The sequence below is a fragment of the Novosphingobium sp. genome (assembly GCF_037133355.1).
Taxonomy (GTDB): domain Bacteria; phylum Pseudomonadota; class Alphaproteobacteria; order Sphingomonadales; family Sphingomonadaceae; genus Novosphingobium.
Genome location: NZ_JBAXOI010000003.1, coordinates 72,693 through 96,147 on the forward strand (window position 1 = coordinate 72,693; position 23,455 = coordinate 96,147).

A 23,455-nucleotide genomic window follows, 5' to 3' on the forward strand; every position below is an offset into this window, starting at 1 on the left:
GGCCCCACGGGCCTGCCCCTGACCCGGGTCTGCGGCGCCCGGATCGTGACGTATTGAAGGTGACCATGATTCGTATCCTGCTGGCCGAAGACGAAGAAGCGATGCGCACCTATCTGGCGCGGGCGCTTGAAAACGCCGGCTATGAAGTGGTGTCGGTCGACCGCGGAACCGCGGCCGTCCCGCTGCTAGAGACAGAGCACTTCGACCTGCTGCTGTCAGACATTGTCATGCCCGAAATGGACGGAATCGAGCTCGCGCAGCGCTGCGCCGAGATCAGCCCGATGACCAAGGTCATGTTCATCACCGGCTTTGCCGCCGTGACGCTCAAGGCCAACCGCGAGGCGCCGAGCGCACGCGTGCTGTCAAAGCCGTTCCACTTGCGCGACCTCGTCATGGAAGTCGAACGCGTCTTCGCCGAGTCGCCGCTCTCCGGCAACATGCGCTGACAATTACTTCCTCCCCATTATTGCGAAGCACAAATGGGGAGGTGGCCCGCCGCAGGCGGGTCGGAGGGGTAAATCGACAACAAAACCCCCCTTGCCAGCCCAGCCGCCCAAGGCTAATGGGCTGCCTCTCCGGCGGGCACAGCTTGGCCGGAGGCTTGATGGTGCGGGCGTATAGCTCAGTGGTAGAGCACTATGTTGACATCGTAGGGGTCGCAAGTTCAATCCTTGCTACGCCCACCATCGCTGCGAAAGGCCCCGCTTCGGCGGGGTTTTTTTTGCCTCCAGTCCGGCACAAGACCTTCGCAAACCTGTTGCGGGTGCCGCTTGATCCGGCCAATCTGAACGCCCATGGAACCCATCACTATCAGGTCCGCCACCGCTGCCGACGCGCTCCGGATTGCGTCCATCCATTGCGAAAACTGGCGGGATATCTACGCCGACGTGCTTGATCCGGACTATCTTGCAGGCCCGATCGAGCAGGAACGGCGCGAACTCTGGCTCGATCGCTTGACCAACCCTTCGCCTGCCCAATCCGTGCTGGTGGCAGACATGCCCGGCGCCGGGCCGGTCGGCTTCATCTGCCTCTATCGCGATCAGGACCCGCGCTGGGGTTCGCTGATCGACAACCTCCACGTCGCGCCGGGGCTGCGCGGCCAGGCAATCGGCAAGCACCTGATGCGCGCAGGGGCGCAGGCCATGCTGGATGTCGAAGCCGGGGCCGGCGTCCATCTCTGGGTGTTCGAGGCCAACACCGCCGGCCTGCGGTTCTACGAGCGGCTGGGCGGCAGCGTGGTCGAACGTTGCCTCGAAACCGAACTGCCGGCGCCGCCCGAAACCTACATCCTGCGGGTATTCTGGTCAGACCTTGCCGCCCTGACGGCCTAGTGCCCGCATGGGCCGGAGCGATCGCGCCCGGCCCATCGGCACCGTCATCCGGCCCCTACTTGCCCTGCCAGTTGGGCTTGCGCTTTTCGGCGAACGCAAGGCTGCCCTCGCGCGCGTCCTGCGAGGTGAAGACGGGGGCGATATAGGCTTCCTGCTTGTCCCACATCTCGGCCTCGGTCCACTCGTGCGAATCGCGGACAATGGCCTTGGAGGCGATCAGCGCCAGCGGGCCATTGGCCGCCACGCGCGCGGCGAGTGCCTTGGCCGCTTCCAGCGAGGGGCCTTCGGTGATCTCGTTGATGAAGCCGAGTGCGTAGGCACGCTCCGCGGTAATGAAGTCACCCGTCAGCGCGAGTTCCATCGCAATGCGCGGCGGAATCTGGCGGGGCAGCTTGATCAGGCCGCCCGCCGCCGCAGCAAGACCGCGCTTGGCTTCGGGAATGCCGAACTTGGATGCCTTGTTCGCCACGATGAGATCGCATGACAGCGCGAGTTCCATGCCGCCCGCCAGCGCATAGCCGTCAACCGCGGCGATGATCGGCTTCTTCGGCGTCCACTGCGAAAGCGCGCCAAAACCGCGCCCCGGCACGCTCGGCCGCTCGCCGCGCAGGAAGCCCTTGAGATCCATACCCGAGCAGAACGTGCCGCCCGCGCCGGTGAGGATCGCGCAGCGCAGCTCCACATCGGCATCGAACTGGTCCATCGCCGCGGCAATCCCCTCGGCCGCCGCTTTGGTCATCGCGTTCTTGGCCTCGGGCCGGTTGATGGTGACGATCAGGACATTGCCGTCGACTTCAGTCAGGACTTCGGGGGCTTCGCTCACAACGTCTCTCCTAGTTGAGCGCTTAATCGCTTGGTTAAATGTCTAGAACCCGCCCCCCGCCGCTGTCCAGACCCAAACCGCGCGAATCGCGAGGGACTTTGCCCTTTGGTGAGATAGCCCCGCTTGCGCGCACGGAAGCGCCTGCTAAGGAACGGCAAATTTTGAACCTCTCCCCGGGAAGGCACGAGACCCATGGCAAAGATCAAGGTGAAGAATCCTGTCGTCGAGCTCGATGGCGACGAAATGACGCGGATCATCTGGCAGTGGATCCGTGAGCGTCTGATCCTTCCCTACCTCGATATCGATCTGAAGTACTACGACCTCTCGGTCGAGAAGCGCGACGAGACGAACGACCAGATCACGATCGATTCGGCCAATGCGATCAAGGAGTACGGCGTGGGCGTGAAATGCGCCACGATCACGCCGGACGAGCAGCGGGTCGAGGAATTCCACCTCAAGAAGATGTGGAAGTCGCCCAACGGCACGATCCGCAACATTCTCGGCGGCGTGGTGTTCCGCGAACCCATCGTCATTCAGAACGTGCCGCGTCTCGTACCGGGCTGGACCGATCCCATCGTCGTCGGCCGCCACGCGTTCGGCGATCAGTACAAGGCGACCGACACCCTGATCCCGGGCCCGGGCAAGCTGCGTCTCGTGTGGGACGGCGATGACGGCCAGAAGATCGACCTCGACGTGTTCGACTTCCCCTCCGCCGGCGTCGCCATGGCGATGTACAATCTCGACGATTCGATCCGCGATTTCGCCCGCGCCTCGTTCAACTATGGCCTCGCGCTCGGCTGGCCGGTCTACCTTTCGACCAAGAACACGATCCTCAAGGCCTACGACGGCCGCTTCAAGGACTTGTTCCAGGAAGTGTTCGAAACCGAAGGCTTTGCCGAGAAGTTCAAGGCCGCCGATATCGTCTACGAACACCGCCTGATCGACGACATGGTCGCCTCGGCGCTCAAGTGGTCGGGCAAGTTCGTCTGGGCCTGCAAGAACTACGACGGCGACGTGCAGTCCGATACCGTGGCGCAGGGCTTCGGCTCGCTCGGCCTGATGACCTCGGTGCTGATGTCGCCCGACGGCAAGACGATCGAAGCCGAGGCAGCGCATGGCACCGTCACGCGCCACTACCGCCAGCACCAGCAGGGCAAGCAGACCTCGACCAACCCGATCGCCTCGATCTTCGCCTGGACCCGCGGCCTCATCTACCGCGGCAAGTTCGACGAGACCCCGGACGTCGTAAAGTTCGCCGAAACGCTCGAGCGCGTCTGCATCGAGACGGTGGAAAGCGGCAAGATGACCAAGGACCTCGCCATTCTCATCGGCCCCAACCAGCCGTGGATGACCACCGAGCAGTTCTTCGAAGCCATCGTCGAAAACCTCGAAGCGGCCATGGCCGCCGACGCCTGAGCGAGAGGGGCGGGGACACCCCCGCCCCTCCTTCAGCGCATATCAACCATTTCTTGCAGGTTGCGCACTATTCCGGCAGCGTAGCACCCGAAAGGTGAACGTATGTCGGCCCTTGTCGCCATCTTTGCCATGTTCATCGTCAGCGCGCTGGGTCTCATCGCGCTGATCGCCTACTGGCTGCGCCTGCGCGCCCAGCAGGAACCGAAACCGCGCAAGGCCAAGGCCAAGCGCCGCCGGAAAAGCGCTGACAGCGCTGCCGAGCCGGAGCCGGAGCCGGAGCCCACCCCGCTGCAGCGCAAGAAAGGCCGCAGCCGCATGATCTCCGCCGCCTCGCTGGCCGAGGCCGAAGCGGCGCAGCTCCTTACCGACGCGGATGAGGCCGAGGACGAACCCGCGCCGACCGCCCCAGCGGCTCACGCGCCTGCCCTGCCCGCCCCGCTCGATGCCGCTGCAAGCCAGGCAATCGTGCTGCGCCAGCATTTCCCCCCGCACCGCGCGCCCGAAGGCCACAGCTGGTTTGGCGGCACGCCGCTGCTTCAGGGCGCGGCAGAATGGCCGGTTCATCCCGCCACGGGCAAACCGCTGCATTTCCTGCTCCAGATCGATCTCGCCGAAGTGCCGCCCGAAGCCGGGCTCGGCCTGCTCCCGCACTACGGCGCGCTCGCGGTGTTTCTCGATCTCAGCTGGGGCCCGGGCGATGCATTCCGCGTGCTCTGGACGCAGGGCTATGCCGGAACGCCCTGGCGCCCCCTTGATCCACCTCGCGGCCTTGCAATGGCTTATGGGGACGAGGCCGCGCTGGTCTGGCCCTGGGCACTCGCCCCGGCGCAGGGCACGCAGGTCCTGCCGCGCTGGCCCTTCGCCCCCCGCCGCATTGCCTTGCCTGAACCCCAAGGCCCCGGCTGGCCGGCAGAGGCGGCCGCCGCCGCGCTGCTGGAAGAACAAGGCCCCGCTGAACTTGCCCCGCCGCTCGGCCCGGAGGATTTCCACGACGCCGAGGGACAGGGCTTCGCGCCGCCTTGGTACGGCTATCCGCAGGACTGGATCGCGGTGCAGATCGTCGCTGCAGCGCTGGTGCACGAAGCGGACCGCGCAAAGCGTACGGTCCTCAACGATCCCTACCCCGGTCTCGACGAGGCCGACCGCGCCGCGCAGCTCAAGGCCGTGCGCGAGGAAGCCCAGGCCTGGTTCGACCACGCGCTCGGCAATCCCGCGCTCGGCCCCATCGCCGCGCCGGTGCGTGCAGCATTCTGGGAATGGCTTTCGACCCACCGCGCACTCGCGGAACGGATCATGCCCGAAGCGGTGGAGGCAGCGATCGAGACAACGCTCCACGCCTCGCCGCAGGAAGCCGCGAAGTTCCCGGACGAGATCACCGCGCGCCTTGCTTACCGCCATGCCCTTGCGCAGCGCACAGCCGAAGGCGTGATCGCCCCGCCCCCGCCGCGCCTGCTTGCCCCTGCAAGCGGCGCAAGCGATCTCGCCGCGACGCATCTCCTGCTGCTCGAATTGCCCACGAATCCCGCGCTCGGTCATCATTTCGGCGGCAGCGCCATCCAGTTCTGGATCACCCCCGAAGATCTTGCCGAGCGGCACTTCGAGGCTGTGGTGCTGACGCGGACGTAACCCTGCGGGGTTATCTGCTGCGGGTCTCGAGACCGTCCCATGACCAGCGCGGAATGGCGAGACCGCTCGGCACATCGTCCGCCGAGTGATGATAGCGGGCCATGGACGTGGTTGTCGCCCAGGTGAAGTAATCCAGCAGGGCGCGCGCCAGCCGCGGTTCCTTGTCCAGCCCCGCATCGACCAGCGCCGCCTCGAAGCACAGGATCGCCCGGCGATCCATTTCATCGTGCTCGCCGTTGCCGCTGTGCATTCTTACAACTGCGGTCTCGTCGCCGTAGCGCGCGGAGTAGTCCGGCGGCCCGCCCAGCGCTTCGGCCCAGTAGGTGGAAAGCCGCACCACATGATCGGCGCGGTATCCGTGGCTGAAGGCGTGGTTCACGATCTCGTCGTTCGTGATCCGGTGATGCCACGCCTGCGCCAGGCGATGAACGCCCTCAAACCCGCCGCATGCTTCGAACAGACTCGTCATGGCGCCAGCCTATCACGGAGTGCCCGACCGGGCCAAAGCCGGCGAGCGCCCCGTCAGCCTCAAACAACCAGCCGCTCCTCCAGCCGGCCCACCAGCGCCGCATCCGCGCCAAGCACCGCCTCGGCATAAGCCTCGAAGTTGCCGTGCTCGCGCTCGATCGCGGCAAAGGCGCTTTCGAGAAACTCCGGCTGCACCGACATGATCATCCGCAGTGCGCCGTCGTCCATGCCTGGCCCGAAGCTCGCGCGCACGCTCACCGCCGCCGCCGCGATCCGCGCCTCGGAATTGCCCGCCGTGTTGGTGAGGAGGTAGTCGGCCATCACATCATCGGGATGCACGCCCATGAGCCGGTGCACCACCGCCGCGCCCACGCCGGTGCGGTCCTTGCCCGCAAAGCAGTGCAGCAGGCTTGGCCGTTCCTCACTGGCGAGGGTCTCGAGATAGAGCCGGAACGTGCCCACCAGCACCGGCCGGAACGGCAGCCGCGCATAGAGCTTGACCATCGACTCGCGTGCTTCCTCGGCGGTGCGGATGCCTTCCGCCGCCTCGCCATGCGCGGATCCGCCTCGCTCGGTCGCGGTCTCGCCGGGGTGGAACACCACGTCACCGGCAAAGGCCTCGTGGCGCAGGCAGGGATACTCCGCCCGCTCGCTGTCACCGCGCAGGTCGATCACCTTGGCGATGCCAGTGCGGTGCACCGCCTCGAGATCCTCCGCCGTCGCGCCGAAATGCTGGCCCGAGCGCCACAGGTGCCCCGTGCGCAGCATGCCGCCGCGCGCCTGGTAGCCGCCATAGTCGCGGAAATTGTGAATGCCGGAAAGCGGCAGGACGCGGTCTTGCATGATGAGGTCCCTGTCAGATCAGCCGCGGCGATGCCAGCCCTTCAAGACGAGAGCATTGCACCTCACGCAAAGCCGCGTTCAAGGAACCGCTCCGCGCACCCCGCGAGCAAGGCAGACCCCAGCGGCATCACGCTTTCATCGAGCATCATCCGCGTCGAATGGATTGAGCAGCAGCTCTTCCAGTCCGCCCCCTCGGGCGCGACGCCGAGGAAGAACATCGCGCCGGGCATGATTTCCAGCACATAGGAGAAGTCTTCCGCCCCCATGATCGGCTGCGCCAGCCGCTGGAACTTGCCCGCGCCCGCGATCTCCTCCGCCACTGTCGCGCCCAGATCGACCGCCCGCGCATCACAGATCGTCACCGGAAAGCCCGGAATGATCGCGGTCGTCGCGGTCAGCCCGTGCGCCGCCGCGATATGCTCGACAAGCCTGGGCAAAGCCTCGTGCAGCCGCGCCCGCGCGCCGGGCGAAAGCGTGCGCAAGGTGCCCAGCAGATGCGCGCTGTCCGGAATGACGTTGTAGGCCGTCCCCGCCTCGATCTTCGAAACCGTAGCCACCACCGGATCGGCCACCGAAAACTTGCGCGTCACCATGGTCTGGATCGCACTCACGATCTCGCAGGCCACCGGCACGGGATCGAGCGTGTCGTGCGGCATCGAGGCATGGCCGCCATCGCCCTTGACCGTGATCTCGAAGCGGTCCGCCGAAGCCAGCAGAGTACCCGCGCGCCCGGCCACCAGCCCGTGCGGACTGTTGGGCATGATGTGCAGGGCAAAGGCCGCGTCCGCACGCGGCTCAAGCAAGCCATCGTCAATCATGAAGCGTGCGCCGTGGTGCCCTTCCTCGCCCGGCTGGAACATGAACTGCACTTCGCCGGCCAGCTTGTCGGCCCGCGCGCAGAGCAGCTCCGCCGCCCCTGCCAGCATCGCGGTATGCGCGTCGTGCCCGCAAGCATGCATGCGGCCCGCAAAAGTCGAAGCGAACTCCAGCCCCGTCTCTTCCGACATCTCAAGCGCATCCATATCCCCCCGCAGCAGCACCCTGCGGCCTTCACCGGCGCCGCCCTTCAAGGTCGCCACCAGCCCCGTCGTCGAAGGCCCCTCGCGCCACGTAAGCGGTAAATGCGCCAGCGCAGCGCGCACCTTGTCGCGGGTCAGAGGCGTGTACAGCCCCAACTCAGGTTCGGCATGGATCGCGCGCCTCAGCGCCGTGATCTGCGGCTCGAGGGTTCGGGCCTGTTCCAGCAGTTCGGCATGCAGCATGGGGGGCTCCTTCGGGGATGTCATTGCAGCATAGGATTGGAGGCGAAGACTTGTCGAGGTTTGCCGTAAGAGCTTGCCCTGTCGCGCAAGTCGCCGAATAACAACAATTGCGCAGTTTTCGTTATCGGCCTATTTTGCGCGCTGTCATCAGAGCAGGAGCAGAGCCATGAACGTATCCATCGGAGACCGCTGGGAAAGCTTCGTCAACGCAGTCGTCAAGTCCGGTCGCTACAGTTCGGCCAGCGAAGTCGTCCGGGAGGGCCTGCGTCTCGTGGAGGAGCGCGAGGCGAAACTGATTTCCTTGCGCGAGACGATCCAGGCATCGCTGGCCGAGAACGTGTTCTACACCGAAGAGGAAGTCGACGAGCATCTTGAAGGCGTCTTCACGAAGCTGGCTGAGGAAGGGTACTGAGTTCGCCGTCTCGTCTTCCGCGCCTCGGCGCAACGGGACATCGAACAGATTGTCTCCTATCTGACCCGCGAAACAGGCGACCTCAAGGTTGCCAGGGATTTCGTCGCCAGACTCAAGGCGCGCTGCGGCAAGATTCGCAGTCTTTCCGCCACGCTCGGAACGGCCAGGCCTGAACTCGGCGACGGGGTCCGCAGCACTCCGGCACAAGGCTACATCATCTTCTTCCGCTACACCCAAAACGCCGTCGAGATCATCAACATCCTCCACGGCCGCGGCGATCCAGCCATCCATTTCGATGCGCACTGATCCCCCTTGCGCCCCGCGCCACCCCGGTTTAATCGACTGATTAACACTTGTGGGAGAGTCACAATGGCCGAAGCCTATATCATCGACGCCGTCCGCACCCCGCGCGGGGTTGGCAAGCCCGGCAAGGGCGCGCTTTCGCACCTCCATCCGCAGCACCTCGCCGCCACGGTCATGAAGGCCATCGCAGAGCGCAACAATCTCGATACCGGCACGGTCGACGATATCATCTGGTCGACCTCGTCGCAGGTCGGCAAGCAGGGCGGCGATCTCGGCCGCATGGCCGCGCTCGCTGCCGGCTACAATATCACCGCCAGCGGCACCACGCTCGACCGCTTCTGCGGCGGCGGCATCACCTCGGTGAACCTCGCGGCAGCCACGGTCATGTCGGGCATGGAAGACTGCGTGATCGCCGGCGGCACCGAAATGATGAGCTTCACCGCCGCCAATGCCGCCGCCGAAGCCAATGCCGGCTTCCCGCCGCGCCTCATGGGCTCGGGCAACAAGGCGCTCGACGAGCTCCATCCGCAGTCGCATCAGGGCATCTGCGGCGATGCCATCGCCACGATCGAAGGCATCGACCGTGAAGCGCTCGACGCGCTCGCGCTCGTCAGCCAGCAGCGCGCCGACGTTGCCATCAAGGAAGGCCGCTTCAACAAGTCGGTCATCCCCGTGCTCAACGAAGACGGCACCGTCGCGCTCGATCGCGAGGAATTCCCCCGGCCCGAAACGACTGCCGAGGGCCTTGCCAGCCTCAAGCCCGCATTTGCCGGCATGATGGACTTCGATCTGGGCGGCGGCATGACCTTCCGCAAGCAGATCAACCGCCGCTATCCGGATGTCGACATCAAGCCGGTCCACCACGCCGGCAACTCGTCGGGAGTGGTCGATGGCGCCGCCGCGATCCTCATCACCTCGCCCGCTTATGCCGAAAAGCACGGCCTCAAGCCCCGCGCGCGCATCGTTGCCTATGCCAACCAGGGCGATGATCCGACGCTCATGCTGAATGCCCCGGTCCCGGCCGCAAAGAAGGTCCTCGCCAAGGCGGGCCTCACCAAGGAAGACATCGACGTCTGGGAAATCAACGAGGCCTTCGCCGTCGTCGCCGAAAAGTTCATCCGCGATCTCGATCTTGACCGCGCCAAGGTGAACATCAACGGCGGCGCCATGGCGCTCGGCCACCCGATCGGCGCGACCGGTTCGATCCTCATCGGCACCGCGCTCGACGAACTCGAACGCTCGGGCGGCCGCTACGGCCTCGTCACGATGTGCGCGGCGGGCGGCATGGCCCCGGCGATCATCATCGAACGCCTCTGATCCGACCAGGAAGCCCTCTCCCCTTCAGGGGAGAGGGTTGGGAGAGGGGAACGTGCATGAAGAATCCGGAAGTCTTAGCAGGCTACGAAGCCTTCGATTTCACTGATGGCCCCTGGACCCGCCGCGTCTGGCGCAAGGGCAGCGGCCCCGCCGTCATCGTCATGCACGAAATGCCCAATCTCCACCCCCAGGTGCTGCGCTTTGCCGACCGCGTCGCCGCGCAGGGCATGACGGTCTATTGCCCCAGCCTGTTCGGCGAGGACGGACGCAAGCCCTCCAAGGCCTACACCGTGGGCCAGATGCTTTGGTCGATCTGCGTGCGCCGCGAATTCAACGTCTGGGCCAATGGCAAATCCAGCCCGATCGTCGACTGGCTGCGCGCCCTCGCCCGCAAGGCGCATGCCGATTGCGGCGGTCGCGGCGTCGGCGCGGTCGGCATGTGCTTCACCGGCGGCTTTGCGCTGGCGATGATGACCGAGCCCGCCGTCGTCGCGCCGGTCCTTTCGCAGCCCTCGCTCCCGCTGGGGAAGAAGGGCGCCGGACGCATCGACGCGAGCGCGGAAGAAATCGCCTGCGCCAAGCGCCGGTTCGAGGAGGAAGACCTCACCCTGATGGCGCTGCGCTTCCCGAGCGACGGCTTCGTCCCCGATGCCCGCTTCGCCGCGCTGAAGGACACCTTCGGCGAACGCTGCGTCACGATCGAACTCCCCGACGCCGACGCCAACCCGAACGCCCCCATCGCGCCGCATTCGGTGCTGACCTGGCACCTCATCGACGAGCCCGGCAGCGCCACGAAACAGGTCGAGCAGGACGTCATCGCCTTCTTCCGGCAGCGCACCGGGGCCTGAGGCGGTTCTGCCGGAATCAAGAGAAGGGTGTTTCTCGCAGAGACGCAGAGGGAGCAGAGACCGCAGAGAGGTAAAGCTTGCGGCAAAGCCGCTTTCATCCTGCAACGCTCCGGACAGGAACAAAGGCCTGCGGCCAGCCAGTCCTCCCTCCCTTCGTCGCTCCTTTCCTCCCTTCTCTGCGCCCTCTGCCCCCTCTGCGTCTCTGCGAGAAACACCCTTCTCTTTCCGCGCCTCCGCGCCTCCGCGTGAACCCCTTTCTTCCTGCGCTTGCCCGCCGCCCCACGCCCCTGTAGAGCGCGCCGCAACCGCACATTCCAGAAATACGCAAGGACCCCCGATGGCCGCCCAGTACGCCTACGTCATGAAGAACATGACCAAGACCTTCCCCGGCGCGCCCAAGCCGGTGCTCAGCAATATCAGCCTGCAGTTCTATCAGGGTGCCAAGATCGGCATCGTGGGCCCGAACGGCGCGGGCAAGTCCACGCTGATCAAGATCATGGCCGGCATCGACAAGGACTTTACCGGCGAAGCGTGGCCCGGCGAGAACATCACCGTCGGCTACCTTGAGCAGGAACCGCAGCTCGACAACACCAAGACCGTGCTGGAAAACGTCAAGGACGGCGCCCGCGCGACGGCCGACATGGTCGAGCGCTTCAACCAGATCGGCATGGAGATGGGCGAGGAGGACGCCGATTTCGACGCCCTCGGTGCCGAAATGGCCGAGCTTCAGGACAAGATCGACGCGGTCGATGGCTGGACGCTCGACAACCAGCTCGAGATCGCGATGGAAGCCCTGCGCTGCCCGCCGGGCGATTGGCCGGTCGACAACCTCTCGGGCGGTGAAAAGCGCCGCATCGCGCTCACCCGCCTGCTCATCCAGAAACCTTCGATCCTGCTGCTCGACGAGCCGACCAACCACCTCGATGCCGAAAGCGTCAACTGGCTGGAAAACCACCTCAAGGAATATGCCGGCGCGGTGCTGATGATCACCCACGATCGCTACTTCCTCGACAACGTCGTCGGCTGGATCCTCGAACTCGATCGCGGCAAGTACTTCCCTTACGAGGGCAACTACTCGACCTACCTTGAAGCCAAGGCCAAGCGGCTCGAGCAGGAAGAGCGCGAGGACACCTCCAAGCAGAAGGCAATCAAGGACGAGCTCGACTGGATCCGCGCGGGCACCAAGGGCCGCCAGACCAAGAGCAAGGCGCGCATCAAGGCCTTCGACCAGCTGGTGGAATCAGCCGAAAGCCGCGTCATCAACAAGGCCCAGATCGTCATTCAGGTGCCCGAGCGCCTCGGCGGCAAAGTGATCGAGGCCAAGAACATCTCGAAGGCCTATGGCGACAAGCTTCTGTTCGAGGATCTCTCCTTCCTCCTGCCCCCCGGCGGCATCGTCGGCGTGATCGGGCCGAACGGCGCGGGCAAGTCCACGCTGTTCAAGCTCATCACCGGGCAGGAAAAACCCGACAGCGGCACGATCGAGATCGGCCAGACCGTGCGCCTCGGCTATGTCGACCAGAGCCGCGACCACCTCGATCCGTCGAAGAACGTCTGGGAGGAAATCTCCGACGGGCTCGACTACATGAAGGTCAACAAGCAGGACATGAGCACCCGCGCCTATGTCGGCGCGTTCAACTTCAAGGGCCAGGATCAGCAGAAGAACGTCGGCAAGCTTTCAGGCGGTGAACGCAACCGCGTGCACATCGCCAAGATGCTCAAGCAGGGCGGCAACGTCCTCCTGCTTGACGAGCCGACCAACGACCTCGACGTCGAAACCCTACGCGCGCTCGAAGAAGCCATCGAAAACTTCGCCGGCTGCGCCGTGGTCATCAGCCACGACCGCTTCTTCCTCGATCGCCTCGCCACGCACATCCTCGCGTTCGAGGGCGACAGCCATGTCGAATGGTTCGAAGGCAACTTCGAAGCCTACGAGGAAGACAAGCGCCGCCGTCTGGGTGACGCGGCGGATCGGCCGACAAGGCTCGCTTACAAGAAGTTGACGCGGTAATCCCGAAACGCAGGGGCCTCGATCAGAGCCCCTGCGTCTTCGCCCCCAGCGCCCGGAACCGCACCGGCTGGGGGGAGGTGCCCAAGGGAAGCTGGGCCTCCAAACGCAAAGGCCACCATGGGTCCAGCGGAGATCAAATCCTCCCGCGCCGCACCGAGCCTTCTCCCAACCTGAACCCTCGTCTGCACCACGGTTCACCGCAGCGACAGCGCGACTCGGTTAATTGCAGTGCTATGACACGAGCCGGGTCGATCGCGACTCAGCCAACGGGAGCCGGGACCATGGCCGCAAAGTCCGTTTTGAAGAGCAGCGTTTCCGCCCTTTTCGCCCTTGCCCTCGGCACTGCGGCGCTTATCCCCGCGGCCGCCTCGGCGCAGGAGCGCCCCGATCGCGGCGAGCGCGGCGCCGGCCGGATGGAGCGAAGCGCACCGCCCGCGATGCCCTCCATGCCGCGCAGCAATCCCCAGCCCTCGCAGGCCCCCTCGTGGCAAAGCCGCGGCCCTGCCGCCAACCCGCAGCCGGCCTGGAACGGCCGCCCCGCGTGGCAGAACGGCGGATCACAGGCCGGCCAGGTCCCCCAGCCCTCGCGCCAGCCCTCCAATCCGGGCGGCTGGAACGGGCGTCCCGCATGGCAAAGCGGCGGATCGCAGGGTAGCCAAGTTCCCCAATCCTCGAATCCGGGCAGCTGGAACGGGCGCCCGACATGGCAGAGCGGCGGGTCCGACCGCGAACGCGGCGATCGCGGCAACGGTGCGTACCCCGCCGGTCAGCCCACCTTTGGCCGGCCGAACTGGTCGCGAGGCGGTCAGGAGCCGCAAGGCAGCACAACCCCTTCTTGGAACGGCAGAAACCCGACCTATGTCGATCCCTCGCGCGGCAACCCCGGCGGAACCGGCAACGGCGGGCGCGGCAACTGGAATCGCGACAACAATGGTGCCGGCGACAATGTCGGCCGCCCGGGCGACAACGGCAACGGCTGGAACCGGGACCGCAACGGCCAGTGGTCACGGGGCAACGGCACCCAATGGCGTCAGGACAACAACGGCCAGTGGAACCGCGACCAGAACTGGGGCCGCAACAACAACGGTCAGTGGAACCGCGGCGGCTGGAGCAACAACACCTCGCGCGACTGGCACCGGGGCCGTGGCGGCTGGAGCAACAACAACGGTTGGGGCAACAACGGCTGGGGCTACAACAACGGCCACAACAACGGCTGGCAGGGCGGCTACGGCAACGGCTGGCGTGCGTGGGACCGCGATGGCTGGCGGCGTGACAACCGCTACGACTGGCACGGCTGGCGCAATCGCAACCGCAGCGTGTTCAGCCTCGGCTTCTACTACGCCCCATGGCAGGATTATTCCTACAGCCGCCTGAGCATCGGCGTGGTCATCGGCCAGCCGTTCTATGACGAGCGCTACTGGATCGCCGATCCTTACGCCTATCGCCTGCCGCCCGCTGGGGGCCCATACCGCTGGGTGCGCTATTACGACGACGCGCTCCTTGTCGATATCTACTCTGGCGAAGTTGTCGACGCGATCTACGACATTTTCTACTGAAGCCACGGGGGGCGCCCGCTCAACCTCGCGCCCCCCGGAAAGCCACCAAAAGGGTTTTTTGTTGCGCAGCATGGCGCTTTTTGCGCTATGTAATGTCGCGTGAGTTCGAGACATGAGAGGCCAGTCATGGCCTCTTGCATGGTCTCGGGGCTGACTGGCGCAGTGGGGTCAACTCTTGGCAAGAGCCAATTCTATGCCGCCGCCGGCGCGACGACTGCCCGCGATGCCGATGACCACATCATCTACAACACCACGAATGGTGACCTGTACTATGATCCGGACGGCCTCGGCGGGACGGCGGCCATTCTGTTCGCCACGCTCGGCACCACCATCCACCCCAAGGTGGTCTACAGCGATTTCCTGCTGGATTACTGACAAGGCAACCGCGCACCGGGGAGCGGCTCAGTCGCCCCCCGGCCGCATGCCCGGATGCCACTGGATGCGCTCCGGAGCCTCCGCCGCCGCCTCGGTCAGTGCGGTGAAGAAGCGGTTGAAGTCCGCCGCCGCCTGCCAGTCCACCGGCGTCGCCAGATCATCCGCCGGGTGATGGTAGCGCCGCTGGTACCAGTCGCGGTAGCGCGCCCGCGAAGCTGCATCATACGTCGCAAAGACAAAGCTCGCCCCCGGCACGCCCGCCTGCATCAATGGCCAGTTGTCCGATCGGCGCAGCAGATCGCGCTCCGGCTCGGGGTCTTCCTGCACAGCGATCCCGCGCGCCGTCGCCACTTGGCGCACCAGATCGCCGAGCGCGCTCTCCTTCAGCCCATGCACCGTGAGCACTTTCAGCGGATAGAGCGGCCGCACCTGATCGAGATTGATCACCGCCGCCAGTGAAGCGAGCGGCACAGTCGGATGCCGCACAAACCAGCGCGAGCCCCACAGCCCTTTCTCCTCGCCCGTATAGACGGCAAACAGAACCGGCCGCCGAAAGCCCTTGCCCGCGCGCGCCGCGGCCAGTTGCTCCAGCAGCGCGACATAGGCGGCATCATCGAGCGTGCCGTTGTAGATCGCATCGCCCGACACCGGCTCGCCCCGGCCATAGCCGTCGAGATGCGCCGAGATCACGATCACCTCACCGGCCAGCGCCGGATCTGTCCCCGGCAGCAGCCCCAGCACATTGGCCGAACGCGTCACGCGCCGCACGATCGTGAGCCGCGCCGCCGCCTGTCCCAGTTCCGCAAGCGGCAGATCGGCCCCCGCCGCACCCGCCTTCAGGATCGCCCCGGCCCGGGGCGTCAATCGCCTGAAAGCGGCGGGATCGAGCACGCCCTGTAAAAATGGCGCACCGGCCTTCGCTTTCACCGTGTCTTCCAGCGGCACCACGCTGCGAGAATAGGCAAAGGGCCAGCGGATCGGTTCGCCCGGCAGGCCCGGCGCCGCAATCAACAGCATCCCCGCCGCGCCAGCCTCGTGCAGCGCCTTGGCCCGATCAAACCCCTTGAGCCGCGCCGGTGCCGGGCGGCCATAGCAGACCACCAAGCGCCCCTTAACATCACCGATCTCATCCGCTGAGCAATAGCCGCGAAACGTCGCCGCCGCCGCCAGCGCCTTGGGCGTCGCTGCGGAGGGCGCCAATTGCACCTCGCGGTTGAACGCCAGCCGCTTGCCCCCGATCGTCAGCCGCGACCGCGCCTCGGCGAGCCGCAAGTCCTCGAACGGGATCGTCTGGAACCAGCCGCTCCCCTCTCCCGCCGGCTTCAGCCCCGCCTTGGCAAACCGTTTCGCGACCACCGCCGCCGCCCGGTCATACCCCGGCGAGCCCGTATCACGCCCTTCCATCGCATCGGAGGAAAGCTCCCGCGTCAGCGCCCACCACGCCCGCGTTGCGGCGTCAGGTGCAGCATCCTTGGCCTCGGCTACCGTGCCGATCGGCGCCAGCAGGCCCGAAACCGCCAGCGCCAGCCATTTCAATCCCGCCCTGCGCATTGCATTCCCCCAATTTCCTCGGCGCCGGAAGGCAGCCTAAGAGAATAGCCAGTTCTGTCCACCCGCATTGGGTCCATAACACTCCGCAGCACAGCCCTCTGCCGGGAGCCCCCCATGGCCACAGCAAGCCCCCAGCCCCACGCGCCCGATACCGCGCCGATCCCGATCAGCAATTTCACCAAGGATCGCTACCTCACCCGCGAGTGGATAGAGCGCGAGCGCGCGGCCCTGTGGTCCCACACATGGCTCGTCGCCGGCGTCGCCGCCGATGTCGCCGCGACCGGCCAATACTTCACCTTCGATATCGGCGCGGAATCCGTGCTGATCGCGCGCGGCATGGACGGCACTTTGCGCGCGATGCACAATGCCTGCACCCATCGCGGCACCCGCCTCGTTACCGAGCCGCTCGGCATGCTCCGCAAGGTCGTCTGCCCCTATCACGCCTGGGCCTACGGGCTCGACGGCGCCCTGCAAGGCGTGCCCGGCGCCGCGCGCTTTTCCAACGGCGTGCCCAAGGACAAGCTGGCGCTCGAGGCGGTCGAGGTCGAAGAGGCGCTGGGCATGGTCTTCGTCCGCCTCACCCCCGGCGACCTTACCCTCACCGAATTCCTCGCGCCGATCCACGGCCTGATCGATCCCTACCGGATCGAGGCGATGACCGTCACGGGCGACCAGACCGTCTCGCACACCTGCAACTGGAAGGCGATCCTCGACAACTTCGCCGAGCTCTACCACGTCCCCTTCATCCACCCGCTCCACCGGCGCATGTTCGAATGCGCCAATGCCCCGTTCGAACTGTTCGATCACGGCCACACCGCCGTCTATGTCGAGGGCGGCACCACCGATTCCGGCTTCCCCGTGCCCGATGCGCCGACCGATCTGCTCGCGATGCAATTGCAGGCCTTCGGCCTCGATCCGGCGGACTATCAGGGCCGCGTCGCCGATATCCGCACCGCCCTCCAACGCGCCAAGCGCGCCGCCGCCAAAGAACAGGGCCTCGCCTACGCCGGCTTTTCCGATGCCCAGCTCAGCGACGTGTGGCAGTTCAACCTCTTCCCCAACGTGATCCTCTCGATCACCCCCGAAAGCGCCTGGCTGATGCGCTCGCGCCCCGATGGCGCCGATCCGGCGAAGAGCCATTTCGACATGATCACCCTCGTCCAGTTCCACGGCACCGAGGAAGACGCCGCCAAGGCCAAGGCCGCGGACGGCACCGAAGCCGGCACCCACTTCCGCCTCAACGGCCCCCGCCCCGCCGACTACCAGCGCCCCCCGCGCGACAGCTTCACCCACGAAGACATCATCGCCGGCCGCAAGACCATGACCGTCACCATCGACGAGGACATCTCCCTCCTCGCCCGCGTCCAGCAAGGCATGGCCTCAAGCGGCTTCCAATCCGTGTGGCTCAGCGACGAGGAAGCGCGCGTGCAGCACTTCCATGATGCGCTGGATGCCGCGCTGGCAGAGGGGTCCTAGAGGCCGACCCCCGCGCCTGCGCCCAGCTGCGCCTTCACCGCATCCACATCGCCCAGAACCCACAGTTCGGCGATCCGCCCTTCCAAGAAGCCGAAGAAGGCCGCGCCAGCCCAGCTGATCTCCCGTCCCGTCGCCTCGACGCCGAAGAACTTGCCCCGGTGTACGCCGGCAAAGCGCAGCCAAACCGCCGCGCGTTCTTCCCGCTCGATGATCTCAAGGATCGTGCAGGTGTAGCCGGCAAGCGCTGCGTGAACTTGGCGCGTATAGTCGATGAAGCCGTCGACGCCGTGCTTCTCCGGGCCCAGTGAACCGCGAAACCGGAAATCAACGGCCAGAATCTCGCGCGCGACATCCTCGTCGGCCCGGTTCCACACCTCGTGATAGAACCGCTCGATCAGCCGCGTCGGCGTCAAATCCGGTCCGCCTGCGCCACAGCATCACTCGCCCGCAGCGCACTCACGATCCGCGTCAGATGCGCCAGATCGCGCACCTCCAGATCCACCTCGTAGGTATGAAACGGGTTCTCCCGCTGGGTCATCTCAAGATTGACCACGTTGGCGTGGTTCTTGGCAAAGACCCCCGCCATTTCCGCCAGCGTGCCCGGCCGGTTGTAAAGCTCCGCGCGCAGGCGGCCCACCGCGCCGTCGGTTCGCGCGTCCCAGGAGAGGTCGATCCAGTCGGCATCGATGCCGTTGGCGAGGCTCAGGCAGTCGATCGCGTGGACGGTCACGCCCTGCCCCAGCCGCCGCAGGCCCACGATTCGGTCGCCCGGCACCGGGTGGCAGCAATCGGCGAGCTTGAAGGCCATGCCGGGCGTGAGACCCCGCACCGCGATCGCTCGCTGCTGGCTGGGCCAGCCCTCGCTCGCGGGGAAGTTCGCCGCGCTGCCCGGCACCAGCGCTTCCATCACCTGCCGGTCGTCGATCTTGGCGCTGCCGATGGCGACCATCAGCTCTTCCTCGTTCGCGAATTTCAGCCGCTTGATCGCGTCGGCCAGCGCCTTCTTGCCGATCTTGCTCGGCAGCCGCTCGGCGATCTCGTCATAGAGCTTGCGCCCGATTTCGGCGATCTCGGCGCGCTCCTTCTGGCGCACCGCGCGGCGGATCGCGGCGCGCGCCTTGCCTGTCACGACAAACGCCAGCCATGAAAGCTGCGGTTCGCTGCTGCGGCTCTTGATGATTTCCACCACATCGCCGTTGCCCAGCGTGGTGCGCAGCGGCACGTGCCGCCCGTTGATCTTCGCGCCCACCGCCTGCCCGCCGAGATTGGTGTGCACGGCAAAGGCAAAGTCGATCGGCGTCGCGCCCTTGGGCAGCTGATAAAGCGCGCCTTTGGGGGTGAAGGCAAAGATGCGGTCCTGATAGATCGCCATCTTGGTGTTTTCGAGCAGTTCGTCCGGATCGTGGCTCGCTTCCAGGATCTCGACCAGATCGCGCACCCAGCCCACTTGCCCGTCCGGCAATTCGCCCTGCTTGTAGGCCCAGTGTGCGGCGAGGCCGAATTCGTTGATCCGGTGCATCTCGTGCGTCTTGATCTGCACTTCTACGCGCATGGCATTGTTGTAGATCAGCGAGGTGTGCAGGCTCTTGTAGCCGTTCATTTTGGGCGTCGAGATATAGTCCTTGAACCGCCCCGGGATCATTTGCCAGGTCTGGTGCAGCAGCCCCAGCGCGGTGTAGCAATCCTCCGCGCTCTCGGTCAGCACGCGAAACGCCATGATATCGGTGATCTGTTCGAAGCTCACATGGCGCTCGGCCATCTTGCGCCAGATCGAGAACGGGTGCTTCTCGCGCCCCGAAACCTCCACCTTCAGCCCCGCTTCCGCCAGGGTCTGCTTGATCGCCAGCGCAATGGAATCGACTTGCGCGCCCTCGTCGTTGCGGATCGCGGTCAGCCGCCCGGTGATAGTGGCATAGGCCTCGGGCTCCAGCTGTTCGAAGGCCAGCAGCTGCATCTCGCGCATGTATTCGTACATGCCCACGCGCTCGGCCAGCGGCGCGTAGATCTCCATCGTCTCGCGCGCGATGCGGCGACGCTTTTCCTCGCTCTTGATATAGTGGAGCGTGCGCATGTTGTGCAGCCGGTCCGCCAGCTTCACCAGCAGCACGCGCAAATCCTCGGACATCGCGAGCAGGAACTTGCGCAGGTTTTCCGCCGCACGCTCCTTGTCGCTCATCGTCTCGATCTTGGAGAGCTTGGTCACCCCATCGACCAGCCGCGCCACTTCGGGGCCGAACAATCGTTCGACTTCCTCGACCGTGGCGAGCGTATCCTCCACCGTATCGTGGAGCAGCGCGGTGATGATCGTCTCCTGATCGAGCTTCAGCTCCGTCATCAGGCCCGCAACTTCGACCGGATGGGAGAAGTACGGATCGCCCGAAGCGCGCTTCTGCGAGCCGTGTTTCTGCACGGTATAGACATAGGCGCGGTTCAGCATCGCCTCGTCCGCATCCGGATCATAGGCGAGCACGCGTTCGACAAGTTCGTACTGACGCAGCATTTCCATCTTAGATGGCCCCTGCCCGCCACTTCCCACAAGCGGAAATGCCTCCGATGCGCAAATCTTTCACGCGTCTGTTGCCATTGCGAGACCGCAGCGGCACGTAAGGGGCCGATGAGCGAGGAACAATTGCCAGCAGACTTCGGCGCAAGGCTCCAGGCGAGCTTGCGCACCCTCACCTGGCTCGATGCCGGCCGCGTGCGCGTCTACGCCGCGATGGTGCTCGTCGCGTACATTCCGATGATGGTGAAGGTCTACCGCGAGGCGACCGGCACCGTGGGCAGCGATTTCCTCGCCTTCTGGGGCGCGGGGCAGCTCTTGCGCTCCGGCCCGGCCGCGCGGGTCTACGATCTGGCCGCCGAGCACGCCGCGCAGATGGCGGCAGGCACCGGGCAAATGGTAGCCTACGTCAATCCGCCGCCCTACCTCTTCCTCGTCGCGCCCTTGGGCCTCATGCCCTATGCCGTCGCCTGGATCGTCTGGGCGCTGGCCGGCTGGGCGATCTGGTTCCTCGTCGCCCGCCGTGCGCTCCCCGATGCAGGGGCTGCCGGCACGCTCGCCGTCCTCGCCTTCCCCGCCGCCTATCTCGCCGCGAGCCACGCGCAGAACGGCTTCATCACCGGCGCGCTCCTCATCACCGCCGTGCTCACGCTCGGCCGCTCGCAAGTCCTGTCAGGCGCGCTCTTCGGCCTGCTCGTGATCAAGCCGCACCTTGCCCTCCTCGTCCCGTTCTGGCTCGCCGCCGGGCGCAAGTGGACCGCGATCGCCGCCGCCGCCGCCTCGGCCGCCGCGCTGTGCCTTGCCTCGCTGCTCGTCTTCGGGATCGATGCCTGGCGCGCCTATCCGCAGAGCTTCGAGGTCAGCCAGGTCCTCATGAGCCAGACCGGCGGCGAATTCTTCCTGCGCATGTGCACGCCCTACGCGGCCCTGCACGTCCTCTTCGGCCCAACCGCCGCCATGGCGGGTCAGGGCGTGATCACCCTGCTCACCGGCGCGCTCGCCTGCCTCTACTGGCGCCGCGCGCCGTCAGACGAAGCCGCCGGCGCGATGCTGCTCGCCGCCACCGCGCTCGCCTCGCCCTACCTGTTCAGCTACGATCTGCCGTTCCTCGCCATGCCTGTGTTCTTCCTCATCGGCATGGGCCGCAGCATGGGCTGGCGGCCGTGGGAGAAGTTCCTGCTGGTCCTCATCTGGCTCTCCCCCCTCGCCACCCGCGCCGCCGCGCTGCCGCTGGGGCTGAACCTCATGCCGCTTCCGGCAGTGGCGCTGCTCTGGCTGGTGTGGAGCACCTGGGCGCCGCCGAAGGTGCAAGCGGCGGCCTGAAGTAAAGAGTGTTTCGCGCAGAGGCGCAGAGGAAGCAGAGGCCGCAGAGAAAAGAGAGGAAACGGCGATACTAACTCGCCGCAGGCGCTCAATGATCTTACAGCGTGCCGAATTGAAGCGGCTTCGCCGCTGGCACAGCCTCCCTGCGGTCTCTGCTTCCTCTGCGTCTCTGCGCGAAACCCCTCTTCTTCAACTTCTCAGCGCCGCTGCGCGAGACCCTCAACTCACTCCCAAACCGCCTCAGGCGGCAGGCTCATCAGGATCGCGTCGATATTCCCGCCGGTCTTGAGGCCGAACAGCGTCCCCCGGTCGTAAACCAGATTGAACTCCGCATAGCGCCCGCGCCAGGTCAGCTGCTTGAGCTTGTCTTCCGGAGTCCACGCCATTCCCATCCGCCGCCGCACCAGCGCCGGATAGACGTTCAAGAACGCATCGCCCACGTCGCGGGTGAAGGCGAAATTCGCCTCGAACCCCGCCTCGTCCGCGCATTCGAGGTGGTCGTAGAAGATGCCGCCCACACCCCGATGCACTTTCCGGTGCGGGATATAGAAATAGTCGTCCGCCCAAGCCTTGAACTTTTCGTGATAGGCCGGATCGTGCGCGTCACACGCCGCCTTGTAGCTGGCGTGGAAATCGGCCGTATCCTCGTCATAGGGGATCGGAGGGTTGAGATCGCCGCCGCCGCCGAACCACGCTTTTCGCGTCGTCAAAAAGCGCGTGTTCATGTGCACGGCGGGCACATGCGGGTTCGCCATATGCGCCACCAGGCTGATCCCCGTTGCGGTAAACGCCGGGTTGTCCGGGTCCGCGCCGTTCATCGTCTTGGCAAAGTCCGCGCTGAACGTGCCGCCCACGGTCGAGACGTTGACGCCGACCTTCTCGAACACCTTGCCCTTCATCAGCCCCTGCACGCCGCCGCCGCCGTCCGGCACCGGCTCGCCATGATGCTCGCGCTTCCACGGCGTGTAGGTGAAGCTCGCGTCGCTTCCTGCCTCGCGCTCGATCGCCTCGAACTCGGCGCAGATCCGGTCCCGCAGGCTTTCGAACCAGGTACGCGCGCGGCCAGTTTCCGCGCTCCAATCCTCTTTGGCGACGGCCTTCGGGGCCTCTTGTGCAGTGCTCATATCCCAAGTCTTGCCAAGCCAAACGCAATCCGGCAAGGCCCGTGCATGGTTCCCGTTTCGTTCGCGTCATTTCCCTTTGCCGGGCAGGAATTCGCCCTCGCCCCCTCGCGCGCGCTATACTGGGCGGAGGAACGGGCGCTGCTCGTCGCCGATCTCCACCTTGAAAAGGCCAGCTGGTACGCCTCGCGCGGCCAGATGCTCCCCCCTTATGACAGCCGCGAGACCCTCGGCCGAGTCGCCGAAGCGATCCGCGAAACCGGCGCGCGCCGTGTCCTCTGCCTCGGTGACAATTTCCACGACAGCCACGGCCCCGCCAGGCTCGAACCCCACGCCGCCGGCATGCTCGATGCACTGATGCGCGCGGTGGACTGGGTCTGGATCACCGGCAATCACGATACGAAAGATGCCAGCGTCACGGCGCAAGGCGTCGCCGAACTCGAAGTACGCGGCGTGATGCTGCGCCACGAGGCCCGCCCGGGCGAAGCAGGACCGGAGCTTTCCGGCCACTTCCACCCCAAGTTCGCCGTCACCGCCCGCGGCCGCCGCGTCGCGCGTCCCTGCGCCGTCGCCAGCGAGCGCCGCCTCATCCTCCCGGCCTTCGGCGCGCTGACGGGCGGCATGAACGCGGCCGATCCCGCCATTCTCGGCGCCCTCCAGCCCGCCCGTGCCATCGACGCGCTTATCCCCGCCGCGGGCAAGTTGGCGCGCTTCCCCCTCTGGCGCGGGGCATAGCAGGGCGTTTCTCGCAGAGACGCAGAGGAAAAGAAGGCCGCCAAGCGACCAACCCTGCGACTCAGCCGCTTTGGCAACCCACATGCAGGAAGGTCCGGCTGAAGCCGGAATCGAGCACAACCTCTTTGCGCCCTTCTTTTCCTCTGCGTCTCTGCGAG

The 23,455-nt window shown here is 65.9% G+C and carries 21 protein-coding genes and 1 tRNA gene; 14 read left to right on the forward strand and 8 right to left on the reverse strand.

The window, feature by feature from the left end; genetic code table 11:
- The first annotated feature begins 65 nt into the window (after positions 1-65).
- The 3 genes from WCL10_RS04525 to WCL10_RS04535 all read left to right on the forward strand — a co-directional run bounded on the left by WCL10_RS04525 (position 66) and on the right by WCL10_RS04535 (position 1,331).
- Positions 66-446 carry a response regulator gene (locus tag WCL10_RS04525; protein WP_336894437.1) on the forward strand — a complete coding sequence of 127 codons (381 nt, stop codon included), beginning with the start codon at positions 66-68 and terminating at the stop codon, positions 444-446.
- Between the two features lie 165 nt (positions 447-611).
- A tRNA-Val gene (locus WCL10_RS04530) sits at positions 612-686 on the forward strand.
- Positions 687-794: 108 nt separating this feature from the next.
- Complete coding sequence (locus WCL10_RS04535) at positions 795-1,331, forward strand: GNAT family N-acetyltransferase (RefSeq protein ID WP_336894438.1); 537 nt, start codon at positions 795-797, stop codon at positions 1,329-1,331.
- 55 nt (positions 1,332-1,386) lie between these two features.
- Here the strand turns inward: WCL10_RS04535 and WCL10_RS04540 are convergent, their stop codons facing one another.
- A complete protein-coding gene (locus WCL10_RS04540; protein WP_336894439.1) occupies positions 1,387-2,154 on the reverse strand; it encodes a crotonase/enoyl-CoA hydratase family protein in 768 nt (255 codons plus the stop codon).
- Positions 2,155-2,346: 192 nt separating this feature from the next.
- Between WCL10_RS04540 and WCL10_RS04545 the strand changes: the two genes are divergently transcribed.
- Both WCL10_RS04545 and WCL10_RS04550 read left to right on the forward strand, forming a co-directional pair.
- Positions 2,347-3,570, forward strand: a complete 1,224-nt coding sequence (locus tag WCL10_RS04545) for an NADP-dependent isocitrate dehydrogenase (RefSeq protein ID WP_336894440.1) — start codon at positions 2,347-2,349, stop codon at positions 3,568-3,570.
- 102 nt (positions 3,571-3,672) lie between these two features.
- Entirely contained in the window at positions 3,673-5,196 is a 1,524-nt protein-coding gene (locus WCL10_RS04550) for a DUF1963 domain-containing protein (RefSeq protein ID WP_336894441.1), read from the forward strand.
- 10 nt (positions 5,197-5,206) lie between these two features.
- On the opposite strand, the gene WCL10_RS04555 is transcribed toward WCL10_RS04550, so the two are convergent.
- The 3 genes from WCL10_RS04555 to WCL10_RS04565 all read right to left on the reverse strand — a co-directional run bounded on the left by WCL10_RS04555 (position 5,207) and on the right by WCL10_RS04565 (position 7,769).
- Positions 5,207-5,665, reverse strand: coding sequence for a hypothetical protein (locus tag WCL10_RS04555; RefSeq protein ID WP_336894442.1), 459 nt, complete (start codon positions 5,663-5,665; stop codon positions 5,207-5,209).
- A gap of 59 nt (positions 5,666-5,724) precedes the next feature.
- Positions 5,725-6,507 carry a tyrosine-protein phosphatase gene (locus WCL10_RS04560; protein ID WP_336894443.1) on the reverse strand — a complete coding sequence of 261 codons (783 nt, stop codon included), beginning with the start codon at positions 6,505-6,507 and terminating at the stop codon, positions 5,725-5,727.
- Positions 6,508-6,569: 62 nt separating this feature from the next.
- A complete protein-coding gene (locus tag WCL10_RS04565) occupies positions 6,570-7,769 on the reverse strand; it encodes a M20 family metallopeptidase (protein WP_336894444.1) in 1,200 nt (399 codons plus the stop codon).
- 166 nt (positions 7,770-7,935) lie between these two features.
- Between WCL10_RS04565 and WCL10_RS04570 the strand changes: the two genes are divergently transcribed.
- From WCL10_RS04570 to WCL10_RS04595, 6 genes are all read left to right on the forward strand, one after another.
- Complete coding sequence (locus WCL10_RS04570; protein WP_336894445.1) at positions 7,936-8,181, forward strand: type II toxin-antitoxin system ParD family antitoxin; 246 nt, start codon at positions 7,936-7,938, stop codon at positions 8,179-8,181.
- A gap of 369 nt (positions 8,182-8,550) precedes the next feature.
- Positions 8,551-9,801: an acetyl-CoA C-acetyltransferase gene (locus tag WCL10_RS04575; protein WP_336894446.1), complete on the forward strand. Its 1,251-nt coding sequence runs from the start codon at positions 8,551-8,553 to the stop codon at positions 9,799-9,801.
- A gap of 56 nt (positions 9,802-9,857) precedes the next feature.
- Complete coding sequence (locus WCL10_RS04580) at positions 9,858-10,649, forward strand: dienelactone hydrolase family protein (RefSeq protein ID WP_336894447.1); 792 nt, start codon at positions 9,858-9,860, stop codon at positions 10,647-10,649.
- Between the two features lie 337 nt (positions 10,650-10,986).
- Positions 10,987-12,660, forward strand: a complete 1,674-nt coding sequence (gene ettA, locus WCL10_RS04585) for an energy-dependent translational throttle protein EttA (RefSeq protein WP_336894448.1) — start codon at positions 10,987-10,989, stop codon at positions 12,658-12,660.
- Between the two features lie 281 nt (positions 12,661-12,941).
- Complete coding sequence (locus WCL10_RS04590; RefSeq protein ID WP_336894449.1) at positions 12,942-14,216, forward strand: RcnB family protein; 1,275 nt, start codon at positions 12,942-12,944, stop codon at positions 14,214-14,216.
- A 126-nt stretch (positions 14,217-14,342) separates the two neighbouring features.
- The gene (locus tag WCL10_RS04595; protein ID WP_336894450.1) at positions 14,343-14,591 is read left to right on the forward strand and encodes a hypothetical protein; all 249 of its coding nucleotides are present in this window, start codon (positions 14,343-14,345) and stop codon (positions 14,589-14,591) included.
- 27 nt (positions 14,592-14,618) lie between these two features.
- Here the strand turns inward: WCL10_RS04595 and WCL10_RS04600 are convergent, their stop codons facing one another.
- Positions 14,619-16,142, reverse strand: coding sequence for a M28 family peptidase (locus WCL10_RS04600; RefSeq protein WP_336894451.1), 1,524 nt, complete (start codon positions 16,140-16,142; stop codon positions 14,619-14,621).
- A 114-nt stretch (positions 16,143-16,256) separates the two neighbouring features.
- Here WCL10_RS04600 and WCL10_RS04605 point away from each other — a divergent pair, with 114 nt between their 5' ends.
- On the forward strand, positions 16,257-17,618 hold the full coding sequence (locus tag WCL10_RS04605) for an SRPBCC family protein (RefSeq protein WP_336894452.1): 1,362 nt from the start codon (positions 16,257-16,259) through the stop codon (positions 17,616-17,618).
- Here WCL10_RS04605 and WCL10_RS04610 read toward each other — a convergent pair.
- Together WCL10_RS04610 and WCL10_RS04615 are read right to left on the reverse strand one after the other, a co-directional pair.
- The gene (locus WCL10_RS04610; protein WP_336894453.1) at positions 17,615-18,031 is read right to left on the reverse strand and encodes an ester cyclase; all 417 of its coding nucleotides are present in this window, start codon (positions 18,029-18,031) and stop codon (positions 17,615-17,617) included. The two genes, WCL10_RS04605 and WCL10_RS04610, sit on opposite strands and share 4 nt — an antisense overlap.
- Positions 18,028-20,118 carry a bifunctional (p)ppGpp synthetase/guanosine-3',5'-bis(diphosphate) 3'-pyrophosphohydrolase gene (locus WCL10_RS04615; RefSeq protein ID WP_336894608.1) on the reverse strand — a complete coding sequence of 697 codons (2,091 nt, stop codon included), beginning with the start codon at positions 20,116-20,118 and terminating at the stop codon, positions 18,028-18,030. Before WCL10_RS04615 ends, WCL10_RS04610 begins: the two co-directional genes overlap by 4 nt.
- A gap of 114 nt (positions 20,119-20,232) precedes the next feature.
- Here WCL10_RS04615 and WCL10_RS04620 point away from each other — a divergent pair, with 114 nt between their 5' ends.
- Positions 20,233-21,441: a glycosyltransferase family 87 protein gene (locus tag WCL10_RS04620; protein WP_336894454.1), complete on the forward strand. Its 1,209-nt coding sequence runs from the start codon at positions 20,233-20,235 to the stop codon at positions 21,439-21,441.
- Positions 21,442-21,665: 224 nt separating this feature from the next.
- Here the strand turns inward: WCL10_RS04620 and hemF are convergent, their stop codons facing one another.
- Complete coding sequence (gene hemF / locus WCL10_RS04625) at positions 21,666-22,565, reverse strand: oxygen-dependent coproporphyrinogen oxidase (protein ID WP_336894455.1); 900 nt, start codon at positions 22,563-22,565, stop codon at positions 21,666-21,668.
- A 45-nt stretch (positions 22,566-22,610) separates the two neighbouring features.
- Between hemF and pdeM the strand changes: the two genes are divergently transcribed.
- Entirely contained in the window at positions 22,611-23,297 is a 687-nt protein-coding gene (gene pdeM, locus WCL10_RS04630; protein ID WP_336894456.1) for a ligase-associated DNA damage response endonuclease PdeM, read from the forward strand.
- Positions 23,298-23,455: the final 158 nt, after the last annotated feature.